12 protein-coding genes are annotated in these 22,997 nt (G+C 52.9%); 6 read left to right on the top strand and 6 right to left on the bottom strand.

Annotation, left to right across the window (positions count from 1 at the left end; translation table 11 throughout):
- Window positions 1-5 precede the first annotated feature (5 nt).
- From EHV15_RS38335 to EHV15_RS14550, 5 genes are all read right to left on the bottom strand, one after another.
- The gene (locus EHV15_RS38335) at window positions 6-1,169 is read right to left on the bottom strand and encodes a glycosyltransferase (protein WP_128631844.1); all 1,164 of its coding nucleotides are present in this window, start codon (window positions 1,167-1,169) and stop codon (window positions 6-8) included.
- Window positions 1,170-1,186: 17 nt separating this feature from the next.
- Window positions 1,187-1,972, bottom strand: coding sequence for a TetR/AcrR family transcriptional regulator (locus EHV15_RS14565; protein ID WP_128631843.1), 786 nt, complete (start codon window positions 1,970-1,972; stop codon window positions 1,187-1,189).
- A 208-nt stretch (window positions 1,973-2,180) separates the two neighbouring features.
- Entirely contained in the window at window positions 2,181-7,553 is a 5,373-nt protein-coding gene (locus tag EHV15_RS14560) for a glycoside hydrolase domain-containing protein (protein ID WP_128631842.1), read from the bottom strand.
- 291 nt (window positions 7,554-7,844) lie between these two features.
- The gene (locus EHV15_RS14555) at window positions 7,845-9,500 is read right to left on the bottom strand and encodes an S-layer homology domain-containing protein (protein WP_128631841.1); all 1,656 of its coding nucleotides are present in this window, start codon (window positions 9,498-9,500) and stop codon (window positions 7,845-7,847) included.
- 24 nt (window positions 9,501-9,524) lie between these two features.
- Entirely contained in the window at window positions 9,525-13,802 is a 4,278-nt protein-coding gene (locus EHV15_RS14550; protein ID WP_246061563.1) for a PA14 domain-containing protein, read from the bottom strand.
- A 948-nt stretch (window positions 13,803-14,750) separates the two neighbouring features.
- Between EHV15_RS14550 and EHV15_RS14545 the strand changes: the two genes are divergently transcribed.
- The 5 genes from EHV15_RS14545 to EHV15_RS14525 all read left to right on the top strand — a co-directional run bounded on the left by EHV15_RS14545 (window position 14,751) and on the right by EHV15_RS14525 (window position 20,661).
- A complete protein-coding gene (locus EHV15_RS14545) occupies window positions 14,751-16,526 on the top strand; it encodes an ABC transporter ATP-binding protein (RefSeq protein ID WP_128631840.1) in 1,776 nt (591 codons plus the stop codon).
- On the top strand, window positions 16,513-18,291 hold the full coding sequence (locus tag EHV15_RS14540; RefSeq protein WP_128631839.1) for an ABC transporter ATP-binding protein: 1,779 nt from the start codon (window positions 16,513-16,515) through the stop codon (window positions 18,289-18,291). Before EHV15_RS14545 ends, EHV15_RS14540 begins: the two co-directional genes overlap by 14 nt.
- A gap of 208 nt (window positions 18,292-18,499) precedes the next feature.
- Window positions 18,500-18,703 carry a helix-turn-helix transcriptional regulator gene (locus EHV15_RS14535; RefSeq protein ID WP_036625661.1) on the top strand — a complete coding sequence of 68 codons (204 nt, stop codon included), beginning with the start codon at window positions 18,500-18,502 and terminating at the stop codon, window positions 18,701-18,703.
- Entirely contained in the window at window positions 18,700-19,116 is a 417-nt protein-coding gene (locus EHV15_RS14530; RefSeq protein ID WP_128631838.1) for a DUF2178 domain-containing protein, read from the top strand. The genes EHV15_RS14535 and EHV15_RS14530 overlap by 4 nt, the downstream gene beginning before the upstream one ends.
- Window positions 19,117-19,275: 159 nt before the next feature.
- Window positions 19,276-20,661, top strand: a complete 1,386-nt coding sequence (locus tag EHV15_RS14525) for a diguanylate cyclase (RefSeq protein ID WP_178075855.1) — start codon at window positions 19,276-19,278, stop codon at window positions 20,659-20,661.
- Window positions 20,662-20,784: 123 nt separating this feature from the next.
- On the opposite strand, the gene EHV15_RS36515 is transcribed toward EHV15_RS14525, so the two are convergent.
- Window positions 20,785-20,946, bottom strand: coding sequence for a hypothetical protein (locus EHV15_RS36515; protein ID WP_178075854.1), 162 nt, complete (start codon window positions 20,944-20,946; stop codon window positions 20,785-20,787).
- A gap of 416 nt (window positions 20,947-21,362) precedes the next feature.
- Between EHV15_RS36515 and EHV15_RS14515 the strand changes: the two genes are divergently transcribed.
- On the top strand, window positions 21,363-22,916 hold the full coding sequence (locus tag EHV15_RS14515) for a flavocytochrome c (RefSeq protein WP_128631835.1): 1,554 nt from the start codon (window positions 21,363-21,365) through the stop codon (window positions 22,914-22,916).
- Window positions 22,917-22,997 lie beyond the last annotated feature (81 nt).

Raw genomic sequence — 22,997 nt, 5'->3', positions numbered from 1 at the left:
GCGTATCATTTCAATACCAGGTTTTCCATCGCTTGAACTGCTTTTCTTACGCCACCGAGACTTAATAACTTTTCTCCGGCCTGTTTGGCATTATTGGCGTATGCGGGATTTTCCTTAAAGTCATGTACGATTCTTTTTAGGGTTTCCGAGTTGAAATCGTTAGCCTCAAGAAATACGCCTGCGTTTAACTTGGCTACGGAAGAGGCATTGTACCGCCGTTCAAACACGCCGCCCGGACATACGATTTGAGGTACTCCATACATTAAGCCGGTCATAATACTATTTTGTCCTCCGTGATTGATATATGCGCTGGCTTCCGGCATTAGCTTACTGAAATCAAATTTTTTGCCGACAACGATGTTGTTTGTCTTAAAGGGTTTTACTTGCTCCGATGCAATATATACTTCATAGTCTGATCCTGCAAAAGCTTTAGTCAACGCATTGATAACTTGCCTTGGAGAAATCACGCCGTTTCCCATATAGGCTATTATTTTGTTTTTTGCGATTGTAGCATTTGTCCCCCTTGGCGCGGAAAGAGGTCCCACAAAAACTACATCTTCTCCATCCATCGGTTCCAACTCATAGGAACTAGGAATAATCTTAAAATCCGCCCAATCGAAGATTTCCAAAACCGATTCCACTTTGTCCAAGCCGTTCTCTTGCAAATATTGATTAACGCCCTTACTGTACTCAGGGTTACAGGCAAAGTTTTTTTGCACCGGATAACTGAAGCCAGTAGCAATTTTCACTTTCTCCAACCGGGCGGCGACAATCGCTGATATTCTAAATTCCGAATACATCACATCGGGTTTAAACGCTTGAATCGCTTTTCTAATGCTGGACACATCTTTTCGAAAATACCGTCTATCAATGGCTCCTATAAAATGTAAAATATCTTCAAAGCTGTTGGCTTTCTTTTTGGGCTGAAATCCCACGGATTGAAATAGTTTAAACATACCCCTGCCAATAAATACAGGCATCCCTAAGGGTGAAGGTACAGGCGCATAATAATTTTGCACTTTATTTATACTGTAATAATTGTTATCCTCCGGTGCACATAAGGCTACTTCATGGCCTCTTTCCATAAATTCGTTTGCCAATACGGCTGTTCTTGAAAAAGGTCCTTTGGTCTCTACCATCGCCGACATGGGTGAAATTAAAACTTTCATAAATATTCACTCCCATTTCAAGGTCGATTCTCATTCAGAAATCCATGCTGAAAAACACGTATGGCGTCTTTAATGATCGCTTCGTGCTCATATTTCCTGTCTTTCATGGGAACCATCTCTTGGAAAATCACAAACGACCAAATCGAACCAATGAACAGCCTAATCGAAAGGACGGGATCAATCTCGCTGGGCACATAGGGCTTTAACATTTCGCCGATCTGCTCGGAGGTTTTTTTGATGACTTCATGGAAAAACAGTTCCCCTATTTCCGGAAAGTTAGGCGTTTCTCCGATAATAATCCGCATAAGCTTGATTCTTCGCGGATCTTTGAAAATGGACAAAAACACCCTTCCGATTTCAACCAAAACCTCCTCTATGTTTAGATTTTCCTGCTTAAACTTTGTAAGCTTTAAAAGGGTCCGCATCTGTGAAGATTCCTTAATGGTGGATATGAACAGCTCCTCTTTGCTTTTAAAATATTGATAAATCGAGCCTTTGGACATGCCGATTTCTTGGGCTATATCCTCGATGTTTGTGCGGCTGTACCCTTTTGTCCCAAAAACATGAAGAGCAGCCTCCATGATTTCCTTCCGCCGGATGTCCTGAGAAATAGAAAAACCCTTCAAATCCATTCGGCCTATGTCCATGAGGATGTCGTCCTTGCTTTTGTAATAGCGGTAAATGGTCCCCACCGCCACGTTGGCGTTTGTTGCAATATCCTGTATGGTCGTATCCTTGTATCCCTTCTGTATAATCAGCTCCTCTGCGGCTTTTTTAATTTTGGCCTTAGCGTTGTCCTTCATAGGTATGTCCTCGCATTATGAATATTTTCTGACTGGTTATTTAATGTTCATTCACATTATAATCCTGCTTTTCCAGTTATTCAATAGGTATTTTACCTAAAAAATGTGAAATTACAGTGATGCAAAAAAGGAGCCGCCTCCACGTCAAATGATGACGTTTCGGGCAGCTCCACTCTCACATCGATTTATTTGGTCTGGCGCAATCTGCTCATATCTTGTCAAACGTGAAGCGGTCGAAGTTGCCGATGTAAAGCAGCGAGCTGGTTGTGGCGCCTTTCAGTACGATGTACACATCCTGCACGCCGGTGACCGTGGTGTTTAGAGTCGCCGTGGCGGTTCTGTACGTGCCCCAGCCGCTGCCGGTGTTGGGAAGCGCGACGGTGCCGATCAAAGTGCCGTCTACCGAGCCCAGACGAATTTCCGCACTCGCGCCGGCCGGAACCCTGCTTGTTGGAGCATCGTAAACCACTTCGATATGGTTCATGCCGTCCGCTCCAAAATCGGCCTTCTTATATGCCAGCCACGCCCCGTCAAAGGTGTTTTTAACCACGGTGCCGCCATTGCCAGGTTCCGTATCAAGGGGACTGTTGTTGAACGTATTTTTTGCCGTCGTCCACTCGGATCTGGCCTCGAATTCAATCGCCAATTTTCCGTCCACCGGCTTGAAATTCGGTTCCCCCGGTTCCTCGGGTTCCGCTGGCTTCAGCGAGAAGCTGGCGTTATCGAAGTTCCCGATATAGGTATACTTTGAATCGGTCGTACCGGTCAGCACAAGGTATATGTCTTGAACGCCGGTTACGGTCTGGTTCAGCTCCGCGGTTACCGTTTTATAGGTCCCCCAGGAGCCGGCCGTCGGCGGTACGGCAACCTTGCCGACAGGCGTTCCGTTCACGGAGCCGAGGCGAACTTCAACGGCGGCGTCGGCCGGGACGCTGTTGCTGTTGCCGGAGTATTCGATTGCGAACTGATTGACGCCCGCGTTGCCGAAATCCATCCCTTTATAAGCAAGCCACGCCCCATTAAACGTGTTCGCTACCTGCTTCCCGCTTTTTCCGTTTTCCGTTTTTAGCGGCGTGCCTTTGGCCGGGTTGAGCTCCGTCGACCATGCATCAAAGTTTTCCAATTCCAGTTTGGCATAATCGCTTCTGATCTTGTCAAACGTGAAACTATCGAAATTGCCGATATACGGAAGGGCGCCCGTTGTCGTGCCTTTCAGCACGATATACACATCCTGGACACCAGTGACGGTGGTGTTCAGGATGGCCGAGGCGGTCCGATACGAATCCCAGCTGCTGCCGGTGTGCGCAAGGTCAACGGTGCCGATTAAGGTGCCGTCTACCGAGCCCAGGCGGATTTCCGCTTTCGCGCCGGCCGGCACTCTCCCGGACGGGGCGTCATAAACCACTTGAACCCGGTTCATGCCCGCCGTTCCGAAGTCCGCACGCTGATAAGCCAGCCATGCGCCGTCGAAGGTGTTTTTGACGACGGTAATCGTGTTGTTAAGCCGTTGTTCCGTGCCTAACCCGCTGCCGTTGGAATGTTTGGCATCGGTCATATCGGTATAAGCCTCAAATTGGATCGCCAACTTTCCGTCCGCCGCCTCGAAATTCGGCGTTTCCGCCGGAGGTTCCGGCTCAATCGGAGGTTCCGGCTGATCCGGCGTCTTCTTCGGTACCGGAATCTTCTCCGGTTGCGGCTCTTCTTCGCCCGGCTGCCCCGGCTCTTCGCCGCCCGGCGTACCCGGGTTCGGCTTTTCCGCTTGCGAGACGATCGGCTCGGCCAGCCAGAGCGAATCATAGATGTTGCCGTCGTATTTGTCAACCAGGTAAATATTCACCTGATATTTGCTGGCGTTGACGTTGAAGCTTTGCGTCAAATCAAAGTTTCCGGTTTTCACCGGCACCGCGCTGGATACAAAAGCCTGCTCGCCGCCGTTCATCAATTGGATGACGGCAACGGCCGAATCCGTATAAGCGCCTTTCAGCGTGCCCGACAAGTCAACGACCATATTGCCGGTCCGCTTGACTTCGGCGTTCAGATCAAACACGTCCCATTTAATGTCGGAGGTGTATTTAGCATCCGAGAGCAGCGGCTCCCCGGCGGTCACGCCCAGGCTTTCGTTCGCTTTGACTCTGACCTGCACTTGACCCGCCTCGTAAGCGACCGGACCCACGATTTGCGGATTGGCGGTGGCGGTCGTCCAAGTGCTGCCTCCGTCCGTGCTGAATTGATAGTCGGACGGCTGCTCAAAGCCCGGCACATAGGTCCAGCCGAACGTGTTGGCCGTATCGTCCACGACCGGTCCGGTCGGCGCGGCCGGCTGCGCCATTTCCTTCACCGCGGCAAGACCGAAGTCAAAGGCGATATCCGAGCTGGTCGCATTCACCTGGTGTACCTCCGCGGTCAGCACGTTGGTCCCTTTCACCAGAAGCGAAGGATCAATCTGGAAAACATTCCGGTCCCGTTCGTCATTAACGGTCGCATTGGCGTACGTATTATAGCTTACCGGGCCGGCCTGCATATTGCTGCGAATGATTTCTTGCCCGTTTAAGTACACGACAGCACCGTCGTCGCGGACCAGGCTGGCGTTCAGCTCAAGGATGCCTGTGGTGTCCGCAACCTCGAACGTTTTGCGGAAATACGTCGTCGGGTACTTATTGTTGCCGTCGGGCCCATAGCTGACGACCGTTTTCGCATACCCCTTGTTGTCGTATCCGAGCGGCGCCGCCCCGGCGCTCCACGCGCTGTCATCATATCCGGTGTCCGTCCAGCCGCTGCCGGCGGCTTGGCCCTTGTCGTAATACTTCCACTCCGAACCTAATGCGATCAGCTCTTGACGGAACGCCGTGTTGTCGTAGTCCGTGGTCGGCGGAGCCGCTTTGGACTTGTAGCCCCAAGCTTCGTTTGGCTCCGAACCCATGTCGAATTCCAGCGTGCCGCCAGCCATAATGTCCTCGTAACTGATCCAGGCTTGATCGAATTTCCCGCCGTTCAGCGTGGCGGATTGGATAAACCGGTTTTCGCTGGACACGTTGTTCGCTTTGATCGTAAACGTTTTGCCGCCGTCCAGGTGCAGCTTCACTTCCGCGAAAATCGGCGATCCGATCAGGAAAGCCGCGTCGCCCGGATTGGCGGGGTAAATCCCCAGCGCGCCGTAAACGAACCAGGAAGCCATCGCGCCCGCGTCATCGTCCATCGACGGCAGGTAGCCTTCCGGGTCGGCCCGGTACACCCGCGATTTCAGCGGATGGCTATACGTGCCGTGATTGTGGTATTTTTGCGTCACCACTTCCGTCGTAAACTCACGGACAAAATATTGGGTCAAATACGGGTAACCCAAATAGTTGAACAAATACGGCGCGTCCAAATCCTGCTCGTTGACGGCCATGTATTCATCTCGATTGAAAAAGTCCAACAGTTGCTTGGCCATTTCCGTCTTGCCGCCCATCAGCTCGGCCAAGCCGTTCATGTCCTGCGACGCGGACCAGCGGTAGTGCCACAGATTTCCCTGGTAGGCGTATCTGTCCACCACCGCTACATCCCCGCTGCTAACGGTAATCCCGTTCGGGGTGAAGAACCCCATCTTGTCGCCGTTTTCGTCGACCTGATCCGGATTCCACAGGTCCTTATAGGACAAGGCCACTTTCTTGTATTTCTCGTAAGTCGCTTTGTCTCCTAGCAGTTCGGCCAGCTTCATCGGGAAATAAGCGCTTTTCGCTTTTTCCAGCTGGCCCGACACTTTGTCCTGATCGCCGAAATTATCCGCGTCGACCCCCATGTCTTTCATCGCCGTGTACGCATCGAAATCCTGGAATCCCTTGGCATACGCGTCCAGCAGAACCGCGCCGTTAAATTCGTTCCGCACCGTCGGGCTCGGCCAGTAACCGTCTCCCCATTGCGTATAGCTGCCGCGCGTCTTGTACAGATCCGCCAATGATTTCACCATGTTATTGTATTCCGTTGGCGTCAGCACGGAGAACAGAGCGTATTTGCGGAAATCGTCCCAGGTCGACCAGCCGTTGTAGTATTCAAAATCAGCGCCCAGCTCGGAAGCCTGCCGGACCGTGTTTTCGTCCCGTCCCGCCTTAAAGGTGCCGGCGGAGCTGGTCACGTTTTTCGGATGAAGGAACGTATGATACATTTGCGTATAAAAAATCTTCTTGTTCTCTTCGTCGGCATCGGTGATTTCCACTTTGCCGAGCAAATCGCTCCAGGCGCCGCGAATCTTGGCATGCTGGGCGTCGAAATCCCAGCCCGCGATGTCGTTGTCGCGTTCGTATTTCGCCTGTTCAATGCTGATCGGCGACAGGCCCACTTTGGCCTGGATCACTTTGCCGCCGGCGTTTTCGAAGTTCACCCACACGCCGCTGTTTGTGCCGCTGCGCACCGGGTCGGTTCCCGTCGCATCGCCCTGCCAGGACGTATAGGAGTCGAAATCATGGTCGAACTGGATGGAGTAATACATGACGTAGTATCCGTTTCCGCACACATTTTTCGATTTAACCATGCCGGAGATTTCATTGTTGCTCTCCACTTTAAGATTAGCGTCGATCATGCCGGCATACGAGTTGGACAGATCAACCAGCACGGAGCCGGTCGTTGCCGATGCCGGGAACGAGTAACGGTGAAAGCCCACATTGTCCGAAGCGGTCAGCTCAACGCCGATGCCGGAAGCAAGCGTCACCGCGTAATAACCGGCGGAAGCCTGTTCGCTGGCTTTATCGTATTTTTGCTTGTACTCGTTGACGTTTTTCGTAAAGGAGCGGGTTTCCGGCATCATCAGGATGTTGCCGCCCGCCCCGCTGCAGCCTACGCCGCTGAACCGCAGGTGCGAGAAGCCCTTCAGGTTTTTATCCTGGTAATAGTAGCCGCTGAAGGCTCCGCCATCGCTATCGGGTCCCAGAGAAACGAGGCCAAACGGCATCGTTGGTCCCGGGTTTGTCTGGCCGTTGTCGCCAAGCGTGTTGATGAACGGGTCCACATAGTCGACCGGGTCGAGGTTGGCCGGCGGATAGGCCGGCGTTTGACCGGCATCTACTCCGTACAGCTCAAGCTCATACAAACGCACGGTATTCGAGTCATGCGCTCCTTGGCTCACATAAAACCGGACGTACCGGGCGGAAAAAGGCTCCGGCAAATAGCGGTCGACGATCGTCTGCGCGTTGTTTTGCACGACGTCGACGTCCTCCCACTTTTTGCCGTCATCGCTTTTTTGCAAGCGGAAATTTTTCGTGTTCCAAAACGGGCTGTTGCCTTCGTTGATGCCCGCATTGATAACGACCCATTCGTTAATGTTGTACACTTGGCCCAAATCAAGCTTTAGCCATTTGATTTTAGCGTTCGTATTGTCGCACCACTTCGTGTCGGTTTTGCCATCGACGGCAAATTTGGCGGCTTCGTTGCTGTTGCATTGCCCCGAAGCCGTCACCGCCGCGTTCAAAGCGACGTTCCGCGTCGGTTCTCCCTGGACCGCGGGGCCCGCGGCTGCAGCGGAAACAGGAACGGCCCCCGGAATCATCGACTGGATCAAGCCGCACAGCAGCAGCACCGTCATGAGCGCTGCAAAAATCCTCTTCTTCATCGCGTTTGGTTCTCCTCCTCTTGTTCGCATGTATAATGTAAGTTCAAAAAGTCAGGTTTTCAGCACCGAAGCATATGCTTCCGATGTGCGTTTTTTCAAAACGCTTTAGATTGGATGAAGCTAGGGACTGAGTAGCGGAGCGTACGTTTTGGGTACGTGAGCAACTGAAATGTTTCCGTAGGAAACATACTTCGAAAGCATATGCTAGGCCCGGCTGAATTCAAGATTCGATGTCGAGTCCGCTACTTGACCCTGCTTCGTGATCAAAAGATGACTTTTTGAACTACCTAATTATAGAGAACTGTTAGTAATCAGTCGTTTAACCATAACGGCAACTTCGGCGCGGGTCACGGCCCGGTCCGGGCTGAATTTCTTCCCGTCGCCTTGAATCAGGCCTTTGCTCCATGCGCTGCTGACGGCGGCCTTCGCCCAGCCGGAAATGCTGCCGGTATCGGCAAAAGCGGGCTGACCCCCGTTCGCCGCTGTCAGGTTGAAATACTCCGCGGCGCGGACCAGCGCTACGACCGCTTCCTCGCGGGTAATTTGGTCATTCGGCCGGAATTTGCCGTTATATCCGGTAATGATGCCAAGCGCCGCCGCGTCGGCCACATTCCGGGTGTAATATTGGCCGGCCGGCACGTCCGTAAATGTCCCCTCAGCGCCCTGGTCAGCCAGCGGATCGCCCGACTGCTCCAGCGCCCGCATGATCAAGGCGACGAATTCGGCGCGGGTGATGCTGCGTCCCGGCGCGTAATGGTTCGCGTCGACGCCGTTCACAATCCCTTTGGCGGCCAGCGATTTGACGGAGCTTTCCGCCCAATGCCCGACCAAATCCGCAAACGTTTTGCTGTATTCCAGAATCGTGTAATAGGAAAAATGCTCCACGCTAAACATAAATGTTCCGTTCTTAACCGTACCCGGTGTATATTCAACCGTCTTGCCGTCCGCATAATAAACACCGGCAAGATCCGCGGAAATCCGTTTCGCCTGCTCGTCCGTCAGCTTCAGCGTCACCACGGCGGGTTTGTCCAACTGATGGATTTCCGTCACACTGTCGCCGGAGATCAGCTGAATCACGACGGAGAGCACAACGCCGGTGGACGTGTAGTCAGGACTTACGCGCAGCGACTGTTCAACGACCGCCTGGGCTTCATCGCTCCAGGCAGCGTTCAGCACGACGCGGACTCGCGACAGATCATCGTTCGGGACCGCAAATGAGCCGGCGGGCAAATGAACCGTGCGGTTATCCGTCGTGACGATGAGGGCCAGATTTTTATCCTTGATGGCGTTCAAGGATTTCGCAGAAATTTCCAGCGCGCTGCCGGTTTCAGCAGCAGATGCGGGCAGTTCAATCGTTACCGCGTCTTTCGCTTGCTCTGCGGCTTTCGCGAGTACGTCGCTGCCGACGATATAACGGCCGTCCTTGGCCAGTTCCGGCTGAACGTTTGCTCCGTTCGCCTGTCCCGCAGACCGAGGAATGTCATCGGTATCGGAATCATCCGCCGGTGGAGTCGTTGTGACGGGATTCGAATTCGAGCCTCTGCTCGGGTTACTTGGTTTGGAAGGCTCCCCACCCGGAGGCTCCGGATTATTTCCGTCTTTGCCAGGAATCGTAAACGTGCCGGACTGCGTCAAGCCGCCGTTGCCGGCAACGACCGTATAAACGCCGGATGGCGCCAGGTCTTCCGTTTCCGGGATCGCCACCGTTTGTGAATAAGCGCCGTTTTCGGCAGAAATGACATCAATATAAAAAACCGTTTGATTCGGACTCACCATTTTGACCACGACGTCGTCCGTTTCGCCCGCCACCGTTCCGGAAAGCGTGATTTCGCCGCCGCGCAGCACCTCCTTCACGCTTAACTCCAGCGTGAAGGAAGCCGCGGCGAAGCTCGAAACCGGCGTAAGCACGAACAACAACGCCAGGATGGCCGCCACATATTTTTTCACCGTATCGTCCTCTCTTTCTGTCCGTTACTGAAACACAACCGGTTTCGCCAACTGGAGCGGCACTTCAAGGTTGCTGTTAAACTCGTCGAACACGAACACTTTGACACTGTACTTGTCTCCGCTGACATTAAAGTATTGCGAAACGTTCAGCTTGCCGTCCTGCAGCGGAATGGCGTTGATCAGCAGCGGCTCGTTCCCGTTCAGCAGCTCAAACACCACGTAGGCAGGGCCGGTGTAATCGGCCAATCGCTCGACCTCAACGTCCACCCGGAGCTGGTCTTCTCTTTTTAAAGTGCCCGACAGGGAATACGTATCCCGAACGCTGTTTGCGGTAAAAGGTTTATCCGAAGCCAACGGCAAACCGGCTGCGGTTCCTGCCGCTTCATCCCCTTTCACGCGCACCAGCACCGTGCCCGCGGGGTAATCATGACCCCCAACCGGCTGCGGGTTGGCTGTCACCGGCTGCCAGGTCTTGCCGCTGTCAACGCTGTATTCATAAGCGGACAGCTCGTCATAACCCGGAACCAAAGTCCAGCCAAACGTGTTGCGTGCATCGTCCACCACCGGAACGGTTGGCGCGGGCGGCACATCGCCCTGCAAAACGGCCGTTTGAATGTCCGAATTGTCCCGTTTATCCACCGCTCTGACCGCAAACTCATACGTTAAAGCAGAATCCGTATTGTCGACCGTGTATTGATAGTTCGTTTGGCCATCGACTGCCGGTACGTAGGCGCTCCAATTCGGGCCCAGTCTGCCGTTCACTTCGTAAATCCGGAAGCCGCGAACGGCGTCATCGGCGCTTTTGTCGGCCGGTTTGGTCCAGGAAAGCACCGTTTTCCCATCCTCCTTCTTGTCGATGGAAAGCCCTTCAACCGGATTCGGTTTTTCGCTGTTTTGAACGATCGTATAGCTGTCGAACGGAGTATCTTCACCCGAAATATAGGTGTTGATGGTCAGGCTGTCCTCCGTGATCTGAACGCCCGAATAGATCGGTTTATTCGGTTGCTGATAAGTCGCGGCGTAATACTTGTCCGCATTTGGATTGATTTGATAATATTTCCGTCCCGGCGAATTGTTGATCATATAAAGCGTTCCGTCCGGATTGAGTACCCGGCCGTTAGCATCCGTCTTCACATCCGCTACAGGCTGGTTGTTGTACATTTGATACGATCTCATGAAAGTATGGTCATGCCCTTGCAGAACCAGGTCGATCCCGAGTTCGTCCAGCACCGGGTAGAGCTTCTCCCGCAACTCTGCAATATCGGTATCGGTGGCGTGGTTGCCCACGGAATAAATCGCTTTGTGGAAGGCGACGATTTTCCATTTTTTGTCCGTTTGGGCCACTTCTTTTCGCAGCCACTCGATTTGCTTGTTGAACGAATTCTTCTGCGCCGCGTCCCAAGGGATATCACCGGTATTCAATACCATGATATGAGCGGGCCCGTAATCAAACGAATAGACCGTACCTCTCGGTTTGGGATCGGTGTGCGAGTCGTCCGGCAAATTAAAATGATAGTAAAAATTGTTGTTGTTCGGCCCTTCATGGTTGCCGATCGTCGCCATCAACGGCAGATTCATCAGCAAATCCTGAGGCTGTCCGAAATAATCGCTCCACTGTCCTTCGTTCGCTCCGGCATCCACCAGATCGCCGGGCATGACCAGAAATCTCGCGTCCGGATAGTCGTCCAAAGCGTTTTTCAGCGAATTGGCCCAGACGCGGTAGTCTTCAGTATTCGCGCCCTGCGAATCCGTCATATACAGGAAATCGTATTCGTTCTCGTTATTCCCCTCGGTCGTAAAGCGGCCGGTTTGGCTCCAGTTGCCGTCGCTGCCTACCCGGTATTTGTAGGCCGTTCCGGCAGTGAGGCCCGTCGCGATCGCCTTGTGGCTGATAAAAGAGCCGCTGGTGCTGCCGAGATTTAAGTTCTTAAGGATCTGCGTATCTTTAGGATCACCGACAAAACGCATCACCGCCGCCGAATCGAAATCCTGATCGGCAGGCACGACTTCCACGATGCTGTCCAGAATATTGGCGGGCGCGTTATCCGGAACCTCATATGAGGTATACCAGGCAAACGAACGGACTGTTTTCGCGTCGCCGTAAAGGGACATTGCTATATCCTTCGGCGAATAGTCAACGGCTTCGGATTGGTTGACCGGACTGAAGGTAAAGCCGCCCACGCTTCCGCCGCTGGCAAACTGCAGCCCGGCTTGCCCGTCGTAAATGACATTTACGATTTCCTTGGGCTTGACGGTAGCTTCCAGCTTAAGCTTAAGCACGGTCGGATCGGCGCCCTGCTCCGCGCTTTCGACCTTAAGCTCTTTGCCGCCGGCTTTCACCGTCAGATGGTCCTTCAAGCCGGACGGCAAACCGCCCAGGTCCGCCATCAGGTTAAGCGAAACGGTCAGGCCGTCCGCCCCCAAGCTGCCCGAGACCGGTCCGGTATAGTTTTCCGGCAAATAAAAAGCGCTCGCCGGCACGATATCCTTGACCATGTTCGGCGTCGACCAGCGCAAATACAGGTTGGAGCCGCCGTAATCCTCGAAATATTCCACCTTGAACTTGTATTTGACGCCGCCCTCCAGGGTCACCGGCTGGCTGGTCTGCTCCTTGTCCCAGTCGTTCACCCAATGGTCGATGACGACTTTATCGTCGATCCACAGCTTGAACCCGTTGTCGCCGATCATGTAAAACGTATAATCGCCCGATTCCGGCGCCATGATCTGTCCGGTCCAACGGATGTTGGCGTCGTCCTGTCTGCCCGTCCAGGTTTGCAGAATCGGGTCCAGATTGGTGAAATTGATTTGCGAGTCGACGATGGTCGCTTTGTGTTCGACAAAATTAAATGGTACATCGCCGTTGTTGGTGTAATATTCGCCCACCAGGCCTTGATTTTTTCCAAGTACGGGCGGAACCGCGTCAGAACTGTTCAGCTCTAATGAAAAATAGAGGTCAGAGCTGTCGGCGCGCTGCTGATGGACTTCTGCGGCGATCACATTCGTGCCGTCAACCAGCAAGGACGGATCGATATCGAAAGACTGTTCCTCCCGCTCGTCGCCCACCGCTTCAGGAGCAAGCGTATTATACGTGATCGCGCCCTGAGGCATATTCGTGCGGTACACTTCCTGGCCGTTCAAATAAATGACCGCGCCATCGTCACGGATCAAGGCGGCGGAAAGCTGTTTAATCGCATCGGCATCCGCTACCTGGAATTCCTTGCGGAAATAAGTCGTAATGTATTTATTGCTTGAACTGGGGCCATATTCGATCACGGTCGTCGGCTGCGGTTTGCTGCTGCCGGCATATCCGAGCGAAGCCGGAGCCGTCTTCCATTCGCTGTCGTCAAAGTCGACGGCGCGCCAGGCCGTTCCCTGATCGGTGCCGTTGTCGAGATAGGTCCAATCGCTGTTTTTCGCAATCAGCTGTCCGGCCGCGAGGACTTCTGCCGCTTTTGCTGCCGTGACGGTGACCAGTGCGGACGCTTTATAACCGCCATCCGCCGTGGTCGCGGTGATCCCGGTCGTCCCCGGCGATTTGGCCGTAACGAGACCGTCAGCGCTCACCTCGGCGATGGCCGGGTCATCCGACGACCATGTATAGGCGGCATTGGTCGCATCGCTTGGCGCAACCGTCGCCGTCAGCCTGTCCGTGTCGCCCACAGCCAGTTCCAGGTTATGCTTGTCCAGCGTAATGCCGGTCACAGGTACGGCAGCCGGATTTCCCCCGAAAACACCGTAAGCCTCAAACTCATAGATGTTCGCCTGATAGTTCCCGCTTTCGTTCGCATCCCCCGGATCGGTGATGTTCAGCTTGAAATAACGGGCCGTCACCGGCGTATCCAATACATGATCCGTCGTTCCGTACGTGTTGTCCGTCACCGTTACCGCGGTTGTCCAATGCACGTCATCGGAACTGGTTTCAATCGTAAAATCGCGGGTGTTGAAGCCGTCCGGTTCACCCGCCTCGCCCGCATCCGCATGGGCCACCACGAACCTGTGCACCGCCGCTTCGGCGCCCGCGTCGATTTTGAGCCAATAAGGGTTCTGTGAGTCAGGGGACAACGTATTTCCCTCATAAGACCATTTACTGCCTGTAAAATTTCCGTCAATCGCTTTTGACGGAGCAAAATCGTCCGATATTTCTCCATTTGCCGTGGCCGTTACGCCTGCGCCGGCAAACACATTAACGTCCCCGGACTCCGCCAGCGCCGGCCGAACCGGAACATACCCCGTAGAGAACAACGAGGTTAAAAGCATAACCACCGCAAGCACCCGGCTTGTCAGCGCAACCCTACTTTTCACTCCCAAACTCCCTCCCAGTCAAAGTATTGATGATCGAAGGAAATGATACGCTTTAGCTTGGTTTCATTCAATTCATGCATCGTTAAGGGGATATTAAATTTTCGTTAAGGGTTTTAAATAAAATGGCCCGATCAAAAAACCACCTCCCTTTCGCGGCAAGTTATTAATCCCTTGTCTGCTTTTTTTTGTAAGGAAAAGGATGATAATGTGAAGGATTTAGGCCAATGCGGAAAACAAGCCAATCTGCTAATGCCGCTAGGAATCTAGATAGTAAGCGTTTGCAGGAATATTGGGATCGCCGCTCGTGCAAGCCTTATGGAACGTCCTCTCCCTATGTTAAATCTATGTAAAAACGCCGCTCTTTTTCCTAAATCTTGGGTGCTTTATTTTGGGACGCTGCTCTAGGGGACACCAGCGACCTTATTTGCCCATTTCCCGGGTATTTCCCAGCCTAACGGACACAGGACCCTATCTCGCTCCAAACCCGTTCATCCAGGACGATTTGTGCTAAATAACGTCATCTGTGTCCGTTACATTTTGCAAACCTCCGTTTTTTCGAAAATAACGGCTCTGGTGTCCCTTAGCCCCCAGGCCCCTCTTCTCCCCCCTCTCTACCTGCCATCGCCCTCTACCATGCCCGAAATTTTATAAATGCTATAAGGTCGAAAAAACCGCTGAAGGGTCAGTGGCTTTTGCCATGAAATAAGAATTCCATCATTTTTTTGTTCAGGCCAATAAAAAAACGTAATATCCCGTTGATATCCTAAATAATGTAACGAAATAAAAGCAAAGGGATGATTCCATGGAGAAAACGCAGTCTTACGTGAAAACACGCGGGAATATGCGGGTTTTACCTGCTGATGGATATGGTATAATCTCCATGATTTGCAAATTGGAAAAACCGTTTTTCAGCTTAAATGAGAGAACAAACGTAAAGCAGGTGATCAGATGTTCGAACTAAAATGGCTGTGGCAAAATCTGCGCGGGGACAGGACCAGGTACATACTGGCACTCATCCTCTCCGTCGTGGGCTCCTCGCTGATGATCGTGAATCCGTACATAGGCCAGCGTATCGTCGATACGTTTATCGCCGGGCCCGATGCCATGCAAAACTTGACGCAGGAACGGCAATTGCTGATTATGCTCTGCTTGGGAATGGTCGGCTTTTCCTTGCTGCGCACGGGTCTTGCTTACTTAACGATGATGCAGTACGAGCGGGCCTCGCAAAACATGCTGTACCGCGTCCGCATTTATCTGTACGACAAAATCCAGGAACAGGACATGCATTACTACGATCACAACCGCACCGGCGATCTCATGACCAAGATGACAGGCGATCTGGACATGGTTCGGCACTCGATGGCGTGGATTATCAAAACGATCATCGAATCGCTGACGATTTTCGTTGCTGCGGTTGTTTATTTTTTCACCATCGACGCCGTGTTGACCTGGTGGCTGCTGATCCTGTCGCCGCCGATTTTCATCGTGGCCTACTTGTTTGCGAAGCGTGTCCGCCCCATGTATGTCGACCTGCGCGAACGGCTGTCCCAACTGAACACGACGACCCAGGAAAATATTTCGGGCAACCGCGTCGTCAAAGCCTTCGCCCGCGAGAACTACGAAATCGAGAAATTTACCGAGAAAAACGTAAACTTCTCGAAGGCCAACAAAGCGGCCGCGCTCGTATGGCTGGACTATTTTCCTTATCTGGAGACGTTCGCGCAAGCCTTCAACGTAATCCTAATGATCGCCGGCGGGCTGTTCGTGATGAACGGACGGATCACCTTTGGGGAATATTCGGCGTTCGCCGCGCTGGTGTGGGCGGTTTCCAACCCGATGCGCAATATCGGTATCATCATCAACGACATTCAGCGCTTTTTCGCCAGCTTGACCAAAATTGTGGAGATCTATTACGCCAAGCCGCAGATCATCAACGGGCATAATGCCGAGAAGCCACGGCGCTATGAAGGCCGGATCGAATTCGATCATGTCAGCTTTAAATACGACAACGCGCTGGTGCTGGACGATGTGAGCTTTACGGTCGAGCCAGGTGAAACCGTTGCCATCATGGGCTCGACCGGATCGGGCAAAACGACGCTCGTCAACCTGATCCCGCGGTTTTACGATGTGGCCGAGGGGCGCGTGCTCGTCGACGGAACCGATGTGCGGCAGCTTGAGCTCGATGAGCTGCGCGGAAACATCGGCGTCGCGACCCAGGACGTGCTGCTCTTCTCCGATACGATCGACGGCAACATCGCCTTCGGCGATCCCGACCTGCCGGAGGAGGAGACGGTCGAATACGCCCGGCTCGCCGCGGCGCACGACTTTATCGTCAAGATGCCCGAAGGATATGACACCATCGTCGGGGAGCGCGGCGTTGGCTTGTCCGGCGGCCAGAAGCAGCGGATCGCGCTGGCGCGCGCCATGGCGGTCCGCCGGCCGATTCTGATCCTGGACGACACGACCTCGGCGGTCGACCTTGAGACCGAGGAGCATATCCAAAAAAGCCTGCGCGAACTGGAGTATCCCTGCACAAAAATCATCATCGCGCAACGGGTGTCCACCACCGCCGAAGCCGACCGCATCCTCATCCTGGACGGCGGCCGCGTGATCGAGGAAGGAACCCATGCCGAGCTGCTGGCGAAGCGGGGTTATTATTACGATGTGTTTATGCTGCAGAACGAAGGCGTTGGAAGGGCGGTGACGGCAAATGGCAAGGAATAGATTCGACATCGACGAAAACCTGGAATCGCCTTTTGACATCAAGCACTTCCGGCGGGCGATGGTCTATATCAAGCGGCAGAAAAAGCCGATGCTCGCCGCCTTTGCGCTCAGCGCTTTGTCCGCGGCGATCGGGCTGTCGGCCCCGCTGATCATGCAGCACGTCGTCGACGTGACGATTCCCGAGAAGGCCGTCCTTCCCCTGCTGGGCTGGTCGGCGCTGATGCTGGCGACGATCGTCGTCAGCGTGATCCTGGCGACGATCCGCTCGCGTATTATGACGGTCGTCGGCCAGGATATTATCTTCGACATCCGGTCGGACCTGTTCATGCATTTGCAGGAGCTGCCGTTCAAATATTACGACGACCGGCCGCAGGGCAAAATCCTGATCCGGGTCGTCAACTACGTCAACGCGGTTTCCGACGTACTGTCCAACGGCATCATCAACTTTATTTTGGAACTGCTCAACTTGATCTTTATCGCCGCGTTCATGTTCGCCGTTGACGTCCGGCTTTCGCTGATCACGCTTGCGGGGCTGCCGGTGTTCCTCGGCATCATGCTGATGATCAAAAACAAGCAGCGCCGGTCATGGCAAGCGGTATCGAACAAAAGCTCCAACATGAACGCTTACTTGCAGGAGAGCATCAGCGGCATTCGCGTGACCCAGATTTTCTCCCGCGAGCAACGCAATGAGGGGATATTTACGCGCCTGGCCGGCAATTACCGGCGCGAATGGATGCGAGCGATCCACTACAATGCACTGATTCCGTTTTCGGTCGACAATCTGGCGACGATCGTGACGATGCTGATCTACATGATCGGCCTGCTCGCGCTGAATCCGGCGGAGGTCACTTTCGGTGTGATCCTGGCCATGAGCAACTATGCGGCCCGCTTCTGGCAGCCGATCCTGAACCTGTCCAACCTGTACAACAGCTTTATCAACGCTGTCGCTTACCTGGAGCGGATCTTCGAAACGCTGGATGAGCCGGTCACCGTCAGCGACGTTCCGAATGCGAAAGAGCTGCCGCAGGTGAAGGGCAATGTGACCTTTGACAACGTCACCTTCGCGTATGACCCGGGCCTCAACATCCTGGAGAATCTATCATTCGAGGTGAAGGCCGGGGAAAGCATCGCGCTCGTCGGCCCGACCGGCGCAGGCAAAACGACCGTCGTCAACCTGATATCGCGGTTCTATAATGTAACGAACGGCAGGATTCTGATCGACGGCGAAGACATTTCGCAGGTGACGCTGAAGTCCCTGCGCAGCCAGATGGGGATTATGCTGCAGGACAGCTTTATTTTCTCCGGTACGATATTGGACAATATCCGCTACGGCCGGCTGAACGCCACCGAAGAGGAAATTATCGCCGCCGCCAAGACCGTATGCGCCGACGAGTTCATCCGCGAGTTTGATCAGGGGTATCAAACGGAGGTGAACGAGCGCGGCTCCAAGCTGTCCCAGGGGCAGCGCCAGCTCATCTCGTTTGCCCGGACGCTGCTCGCCGATCCGCGCATCCTGATCCTGGACGAAGCGACCTCGTCCATCGACGCCAAGACCGAACGTTTGCTGCAAAAAGGCTTAAACGAGCTCCTCAAGGGGCGCACCTCGTTCATCATCGCGCACCGGCTGTCTACCGTAAAAAACTGCGACCGGATCATGTACGTCTCGGACAAAGGCATCGCCGAATGCGGAACGCATGACGAGCTGATCGCCCGCCGCGGCCTTTACTACCGCCTGTACACGGCGCAGAAGATGGAAGCTATGTAAAAGAACCGCCGGGGCATCTCGCTCCGGCGGTTCTTTGATGTGCAGCCCCATACTTTAAGCGTTGCGAGAGGATGGGAGAGAACCCCCTGCCGCTTTAAATCCGGCCGAGGAGAAGATCGTATGGAAGGCTAACTTGACATTTAGCGTTTGGGTGTGTTAATTTTTGATGTAAAGTTAACTTTCCATTTCAAGCATTTGAGGTGAATATGTGAAAAACAGGCTTGAGGAAATACGCAAACGGGACGGGATTAGTCAGGAAGATCTGGCTGCTGCGCTCAAGGTTTCACGGCAGACGATCGGCTCGCTGGAGAACGGGCGGTACAATCCGTCCATCATCCTGGCCTTCAAGATTGCCCGATACTTCGGTATGAGTATTGAAGACATTTTCATCTATGAGGAGGAGACATCATGAAAATAAAAACATCGGTTTATATAGCTGCGTTGATCGCGGGCATTTGCTGCATCGCGGCCAGCTTCGGTTTCAAAAGCGAGGAGGTAAAAACCGTATCCGGAATGCTGATCGGCGTCGGGGCGGGATTGATCGGGATGAGTGTGGCTCAGCTCTATATGAAACGGTTTGAATCCAAGAATCCCGAGCTCGTAAAGCAGACGGAAATCGAAATAAGCGATGAGCGGAACACGCTGATCCGCCATCGGGCCAAAGCGAAAGCCGGCGACATCACCCATTGGCTCATTATGGGCATTGCTTACATGACGATCCTCATTTCAGCCCCCTTATGGGTCACGCTGGCGGTTGTAGCCGTTTTTCTGCTCCATACCGCAATCGGCCTTTATTATATGAACAAATATCAGAAGGAAATGTAGGCCGCCAAGAACTATCTCTCCATCCGCAAACATGTAATCCGGGAGAAAATGAGCGGATGCCCCGCTTGGAAACTTTGTCCTTCGGATCAAAGATTTTCATTGACGTCCCCCTCTCCAGAAGGCTACAATTTTCGACATGAGCATGGATTATTCGAGGAGATGGGGAAAATAAAAAATATCATCGTCGACATTCTGAAGAACGCCGGAGTTCTTCTATTATATACGTGTTTTCTTTTCATCGAATTCAGGTTTTACGGGCATATTTCGCTGACGATCCAATTGCTGGCCATCGCGCTCCTGATCGTGTTTACCTATTTCGTTGCCTCGCCCCTATGGATGAAATCGTTTCCCAGGAAAAGAAATTTCGCGATTCGCCTGATGCTGGGCATTATAATCGTTTTAAGCTACGCTTGGGATTTTCTGAGGACTCAACACTCGAACCACATGTTCAGCGTTGAGATTTTTATCGTGCCTATCATTTTGACGTTATTGTTTTTCTCTCTGAAAGAATCGGTGTTCGTCCTGTTGTCCTGTGTCGTGATCAGCGTCGTCAACGTCCTTTGGCATTTGAGCGGCATCAATGGGGATGCGATTTTTTCGGCTGTGCTGGAGGTGGGGATCTGTACACTGCTCATCTTCATCATGAATCGGGCGCTGAAAGTAAGATCCAGACTCATCAACAAGCAAAATATTTTCGTGGAAAACTCCCGCGCCTTAATGATCGGAATCGACCGCACCGGAAAAGTCGACTTGTGCAACCCGGCGATGTGCCGGCTTTTGAAAATGAAACAAGACGAGGTGTTGGATCACTTTTTTTGGGAGGTTGGTGCCAAAGTATCCGGGGAAGCGGTGGATCAAATCTTTCAACTGCTGGCCCAGTGTAAAAAAACAGAGCAATTCGAGCTCCAAGTTCCGGACGGCCAGGGGACTTCCACGTTTTTGGCGGATACCTATCCCGTTAATGACGACGGACTGGTGAGCGGCGTTATCGTCGTATTAAATGATATTACCGAAAGAAAAACCGCCGAAAAGAAGCTGTACGAGCTCTCGGTTACGGATGATTTGACCAAACTTGCGAACCGGAGGCATTTTGAGCGGCGGCTTGACGAAGAAATCATTCGCTCCAATCGATATGGCCGCCCGCTTTCGTTATTGCTGATCGATCTGGATCATTTTAAAAACATCAACGATACATACGGTCACCGCATCGGGGATCTTGTGTTGTCAACGATAGCCAAGCAACTGGAAAGCCATGTGCGGGATACCGATGTTGTGGCCCGCTGGGGCGGAGAAGAATTCGCCGTTTTGATGCCTGAAACCGAACTGGAAGAAGCCGAAAAAATTGGAATAAGGTTGCTGAAAGCGGTTCGGGAAACCCCCATTCCGGTTCCGGAAGAGCATGGAGAACCTATTACGATGACCTTCTCAGCAGGAGTCACCACCCAATCATCCGACATTGTCAAAGAGCAAATTATTGAATCCGTCGACACGGCCTTGTATAAGTCCAAAAATAACGGCAGGAACCAGGTTACACTCGGCCTTTAGAAGGATTTGGGAAGCATTCGTCGAATAGGTCTATAGACCTGGAATTATGAATTGGAGGGAATCTAAGAAAGTGCAACGCACATCGAAACCAACCGCAAGCCCGGCGCAAAGATCATCCGCGCCTCAAGCCGGACGGACGGCCAGCGGGCAGGCCAGAGCGGCCGGTAATTCGCCAAACCGCGCGTCTGCCGCTACGTCCGCAGGTGCGGGATACCCGGCCAACAGCGCAAACCAAAAGACCGTCGTATGCCGAAAATGTAAATCTCCGCAGATCGTTGCCAACAAGCGGGGTTACAGCTTCGCCTACCTGTTTACCTGCCTTGTCACTATGATTCTTTTCGGCATTTTCCTCTTTATACTTAACGGCGTGATGCTCCTTTCCGCCAATATACATACGGCTTCGGCTTTTGGCTTTTTGGGACCCCTCGGGCTAGTTTTTATATTCTTTTCATTGCCTGTAAGCATATTAGTTGGCTTTGTCGGAAGAAGCACGATTGTAAACGGCTGTATGAACTGCGGACACAAATGGGTGCCTGCCAAGAAAAAATAAGAAAACAACGCTGCCGATTAATATTGGCGGCGTTGTTTTATTTCCGGACTATGAATTGTTTCACATAGTTTGTGAATTTGTTCACAAAATTTTACAAGCAATCATGTTATAGTAAACGGGAACAACAGGCATAGAAAGTGGAGGGGTAATCATGACCAAGAAAACAACAACAGCACTGATCCTCGTTCTCTCGCTCGTCCTCGTACTGGCGGGATGCGGCGGCGGGAACCAAAATCAGGCCAAGAACCAGACCCAGGACCAAAACCAGAGCCAAAACGCCGGAAACAAGGACAAGGGCAAAGAAGCCGAAGCCGTTTCGGGCGCATCCCAAACGAGCTATACGCCAATCGACCAGCTTAAGGACAAATACGATATCATCATCGTTGGCGCGGGCGGCGCCGGGATGACGGCCGCACTTGAAGCGAAAGCCAGCGGGATGAACCCGGTGATTTTCGAAAAAATGCCGGTGGCCGGCGGAAACACAACGAAAGCTTCGTCGGGGATGAACGCTTCCGAAACGAAATTCCAAAAAGAGCAAGGCATTGAAGACAGCAATGATTTATTTTATGAAGAGACTTTAAAAGGCGGCCATGACACCAACGACAAAGAGATGCTCCGCTTCTTCGTTGATAATTCCGCAGCGGCGATCGATTGGCTGGATTCCATCGGGATTCGCTTAAACAATATAACGATTACGGGCGGGATGAGCGAAAAACGCACCCACCGTCCCGAAGACGGCTCCGCCGTCGGGCAATACCTTGTCAACGGGTTGCTGAAGAACGTCAATGAACAAGGAATCCCACTGTTCGTGAACGCCGATGTCAAGGAAATTACGGAAAAAGACGGCAAGGCGAACGGCGTCAAAGTGCTTTTCAACCAAACGGATGAAAAAACGATCGAAGCGGGTGCCGTTGTCGTGACGACCGGCGGTTTCGGCGCCAATATGGATATGATCTCTAAAGTTCGGCCGGATTTGCAAGGATATGTGACCACGAATCAGACCGGCAGCACCGGCGACGGCATTCAAATGATTGAAAAACTCGGCGGTACGACGGTCGATATGGATCAAATCCAGGTTCACCCGACCGTGCAGCAGGAAAAATCGTATCTGATCGGGGAAGCCGTTCGCGGTGAAGGCGCGATCCTCGTGTCCAGCGAAGGCAAACGATTCACCAATGAGATGGACACCCGGGATAATGTCACGGCGGCGATTAATAAACTGCCGGAAAAATCCGCATATCTCGTATTTGATTCCGGCGTGAAATCGCGCGTGAAAGCAATCGAACAGTACGAAAAAATGGGCTTTGTGCTCCAAGCGGATTCCACCGAGACGTTGGCCGGGCAAATGAGCGTGCCGGCGGATGCGTTGAAAACGACGCTGGACACGTGGAACGGCGCGGTGAAAAACAAAAAAGATGCCGAATTCGGCAGAACAACCGGGATGGACAACGATTTGTCCGCGGGTCCATACTTCGCCATCAAAATCGGTCCCGGAATCCACTACACGATGGGCGGCGTAAAAATCAATACGAACACGGAAGTATTGAATAAAGAAGGCCAAGCCATCCCAGGCCTGTTTGCAGCCGGCGAAGTAACCGGCGGCCTGCACGGCCAAAACCGGATCGGCGGCAACTCCGTGGCGGAAATCATCATTTTCGGACGCCAAGCCGGGATCAAATCGGCGGAATATGTGAAGGCTCAGTAAGAAACTACGAACAAACGATGCAACAAAACGACAAACGCTTGGGCCGGGTGGCCCAAGCGTTTGTCGTTTTGGGTTGTTATC

Source organism: Paenibacillus oralis (genome assembly GCF_003863965.1).
In the GTDB taxonomy this organism is placed as follows: Bacteria; Bacillota; Bacilli; order Paenibacillales; family Paenibacillaceae; genus Fontibacillus; species Fontibacillus oralis.
Note: the sequence above shows the minus strand (reverse complement) of the source record. Positions and strands in the feature narration are given on the sequence as shown.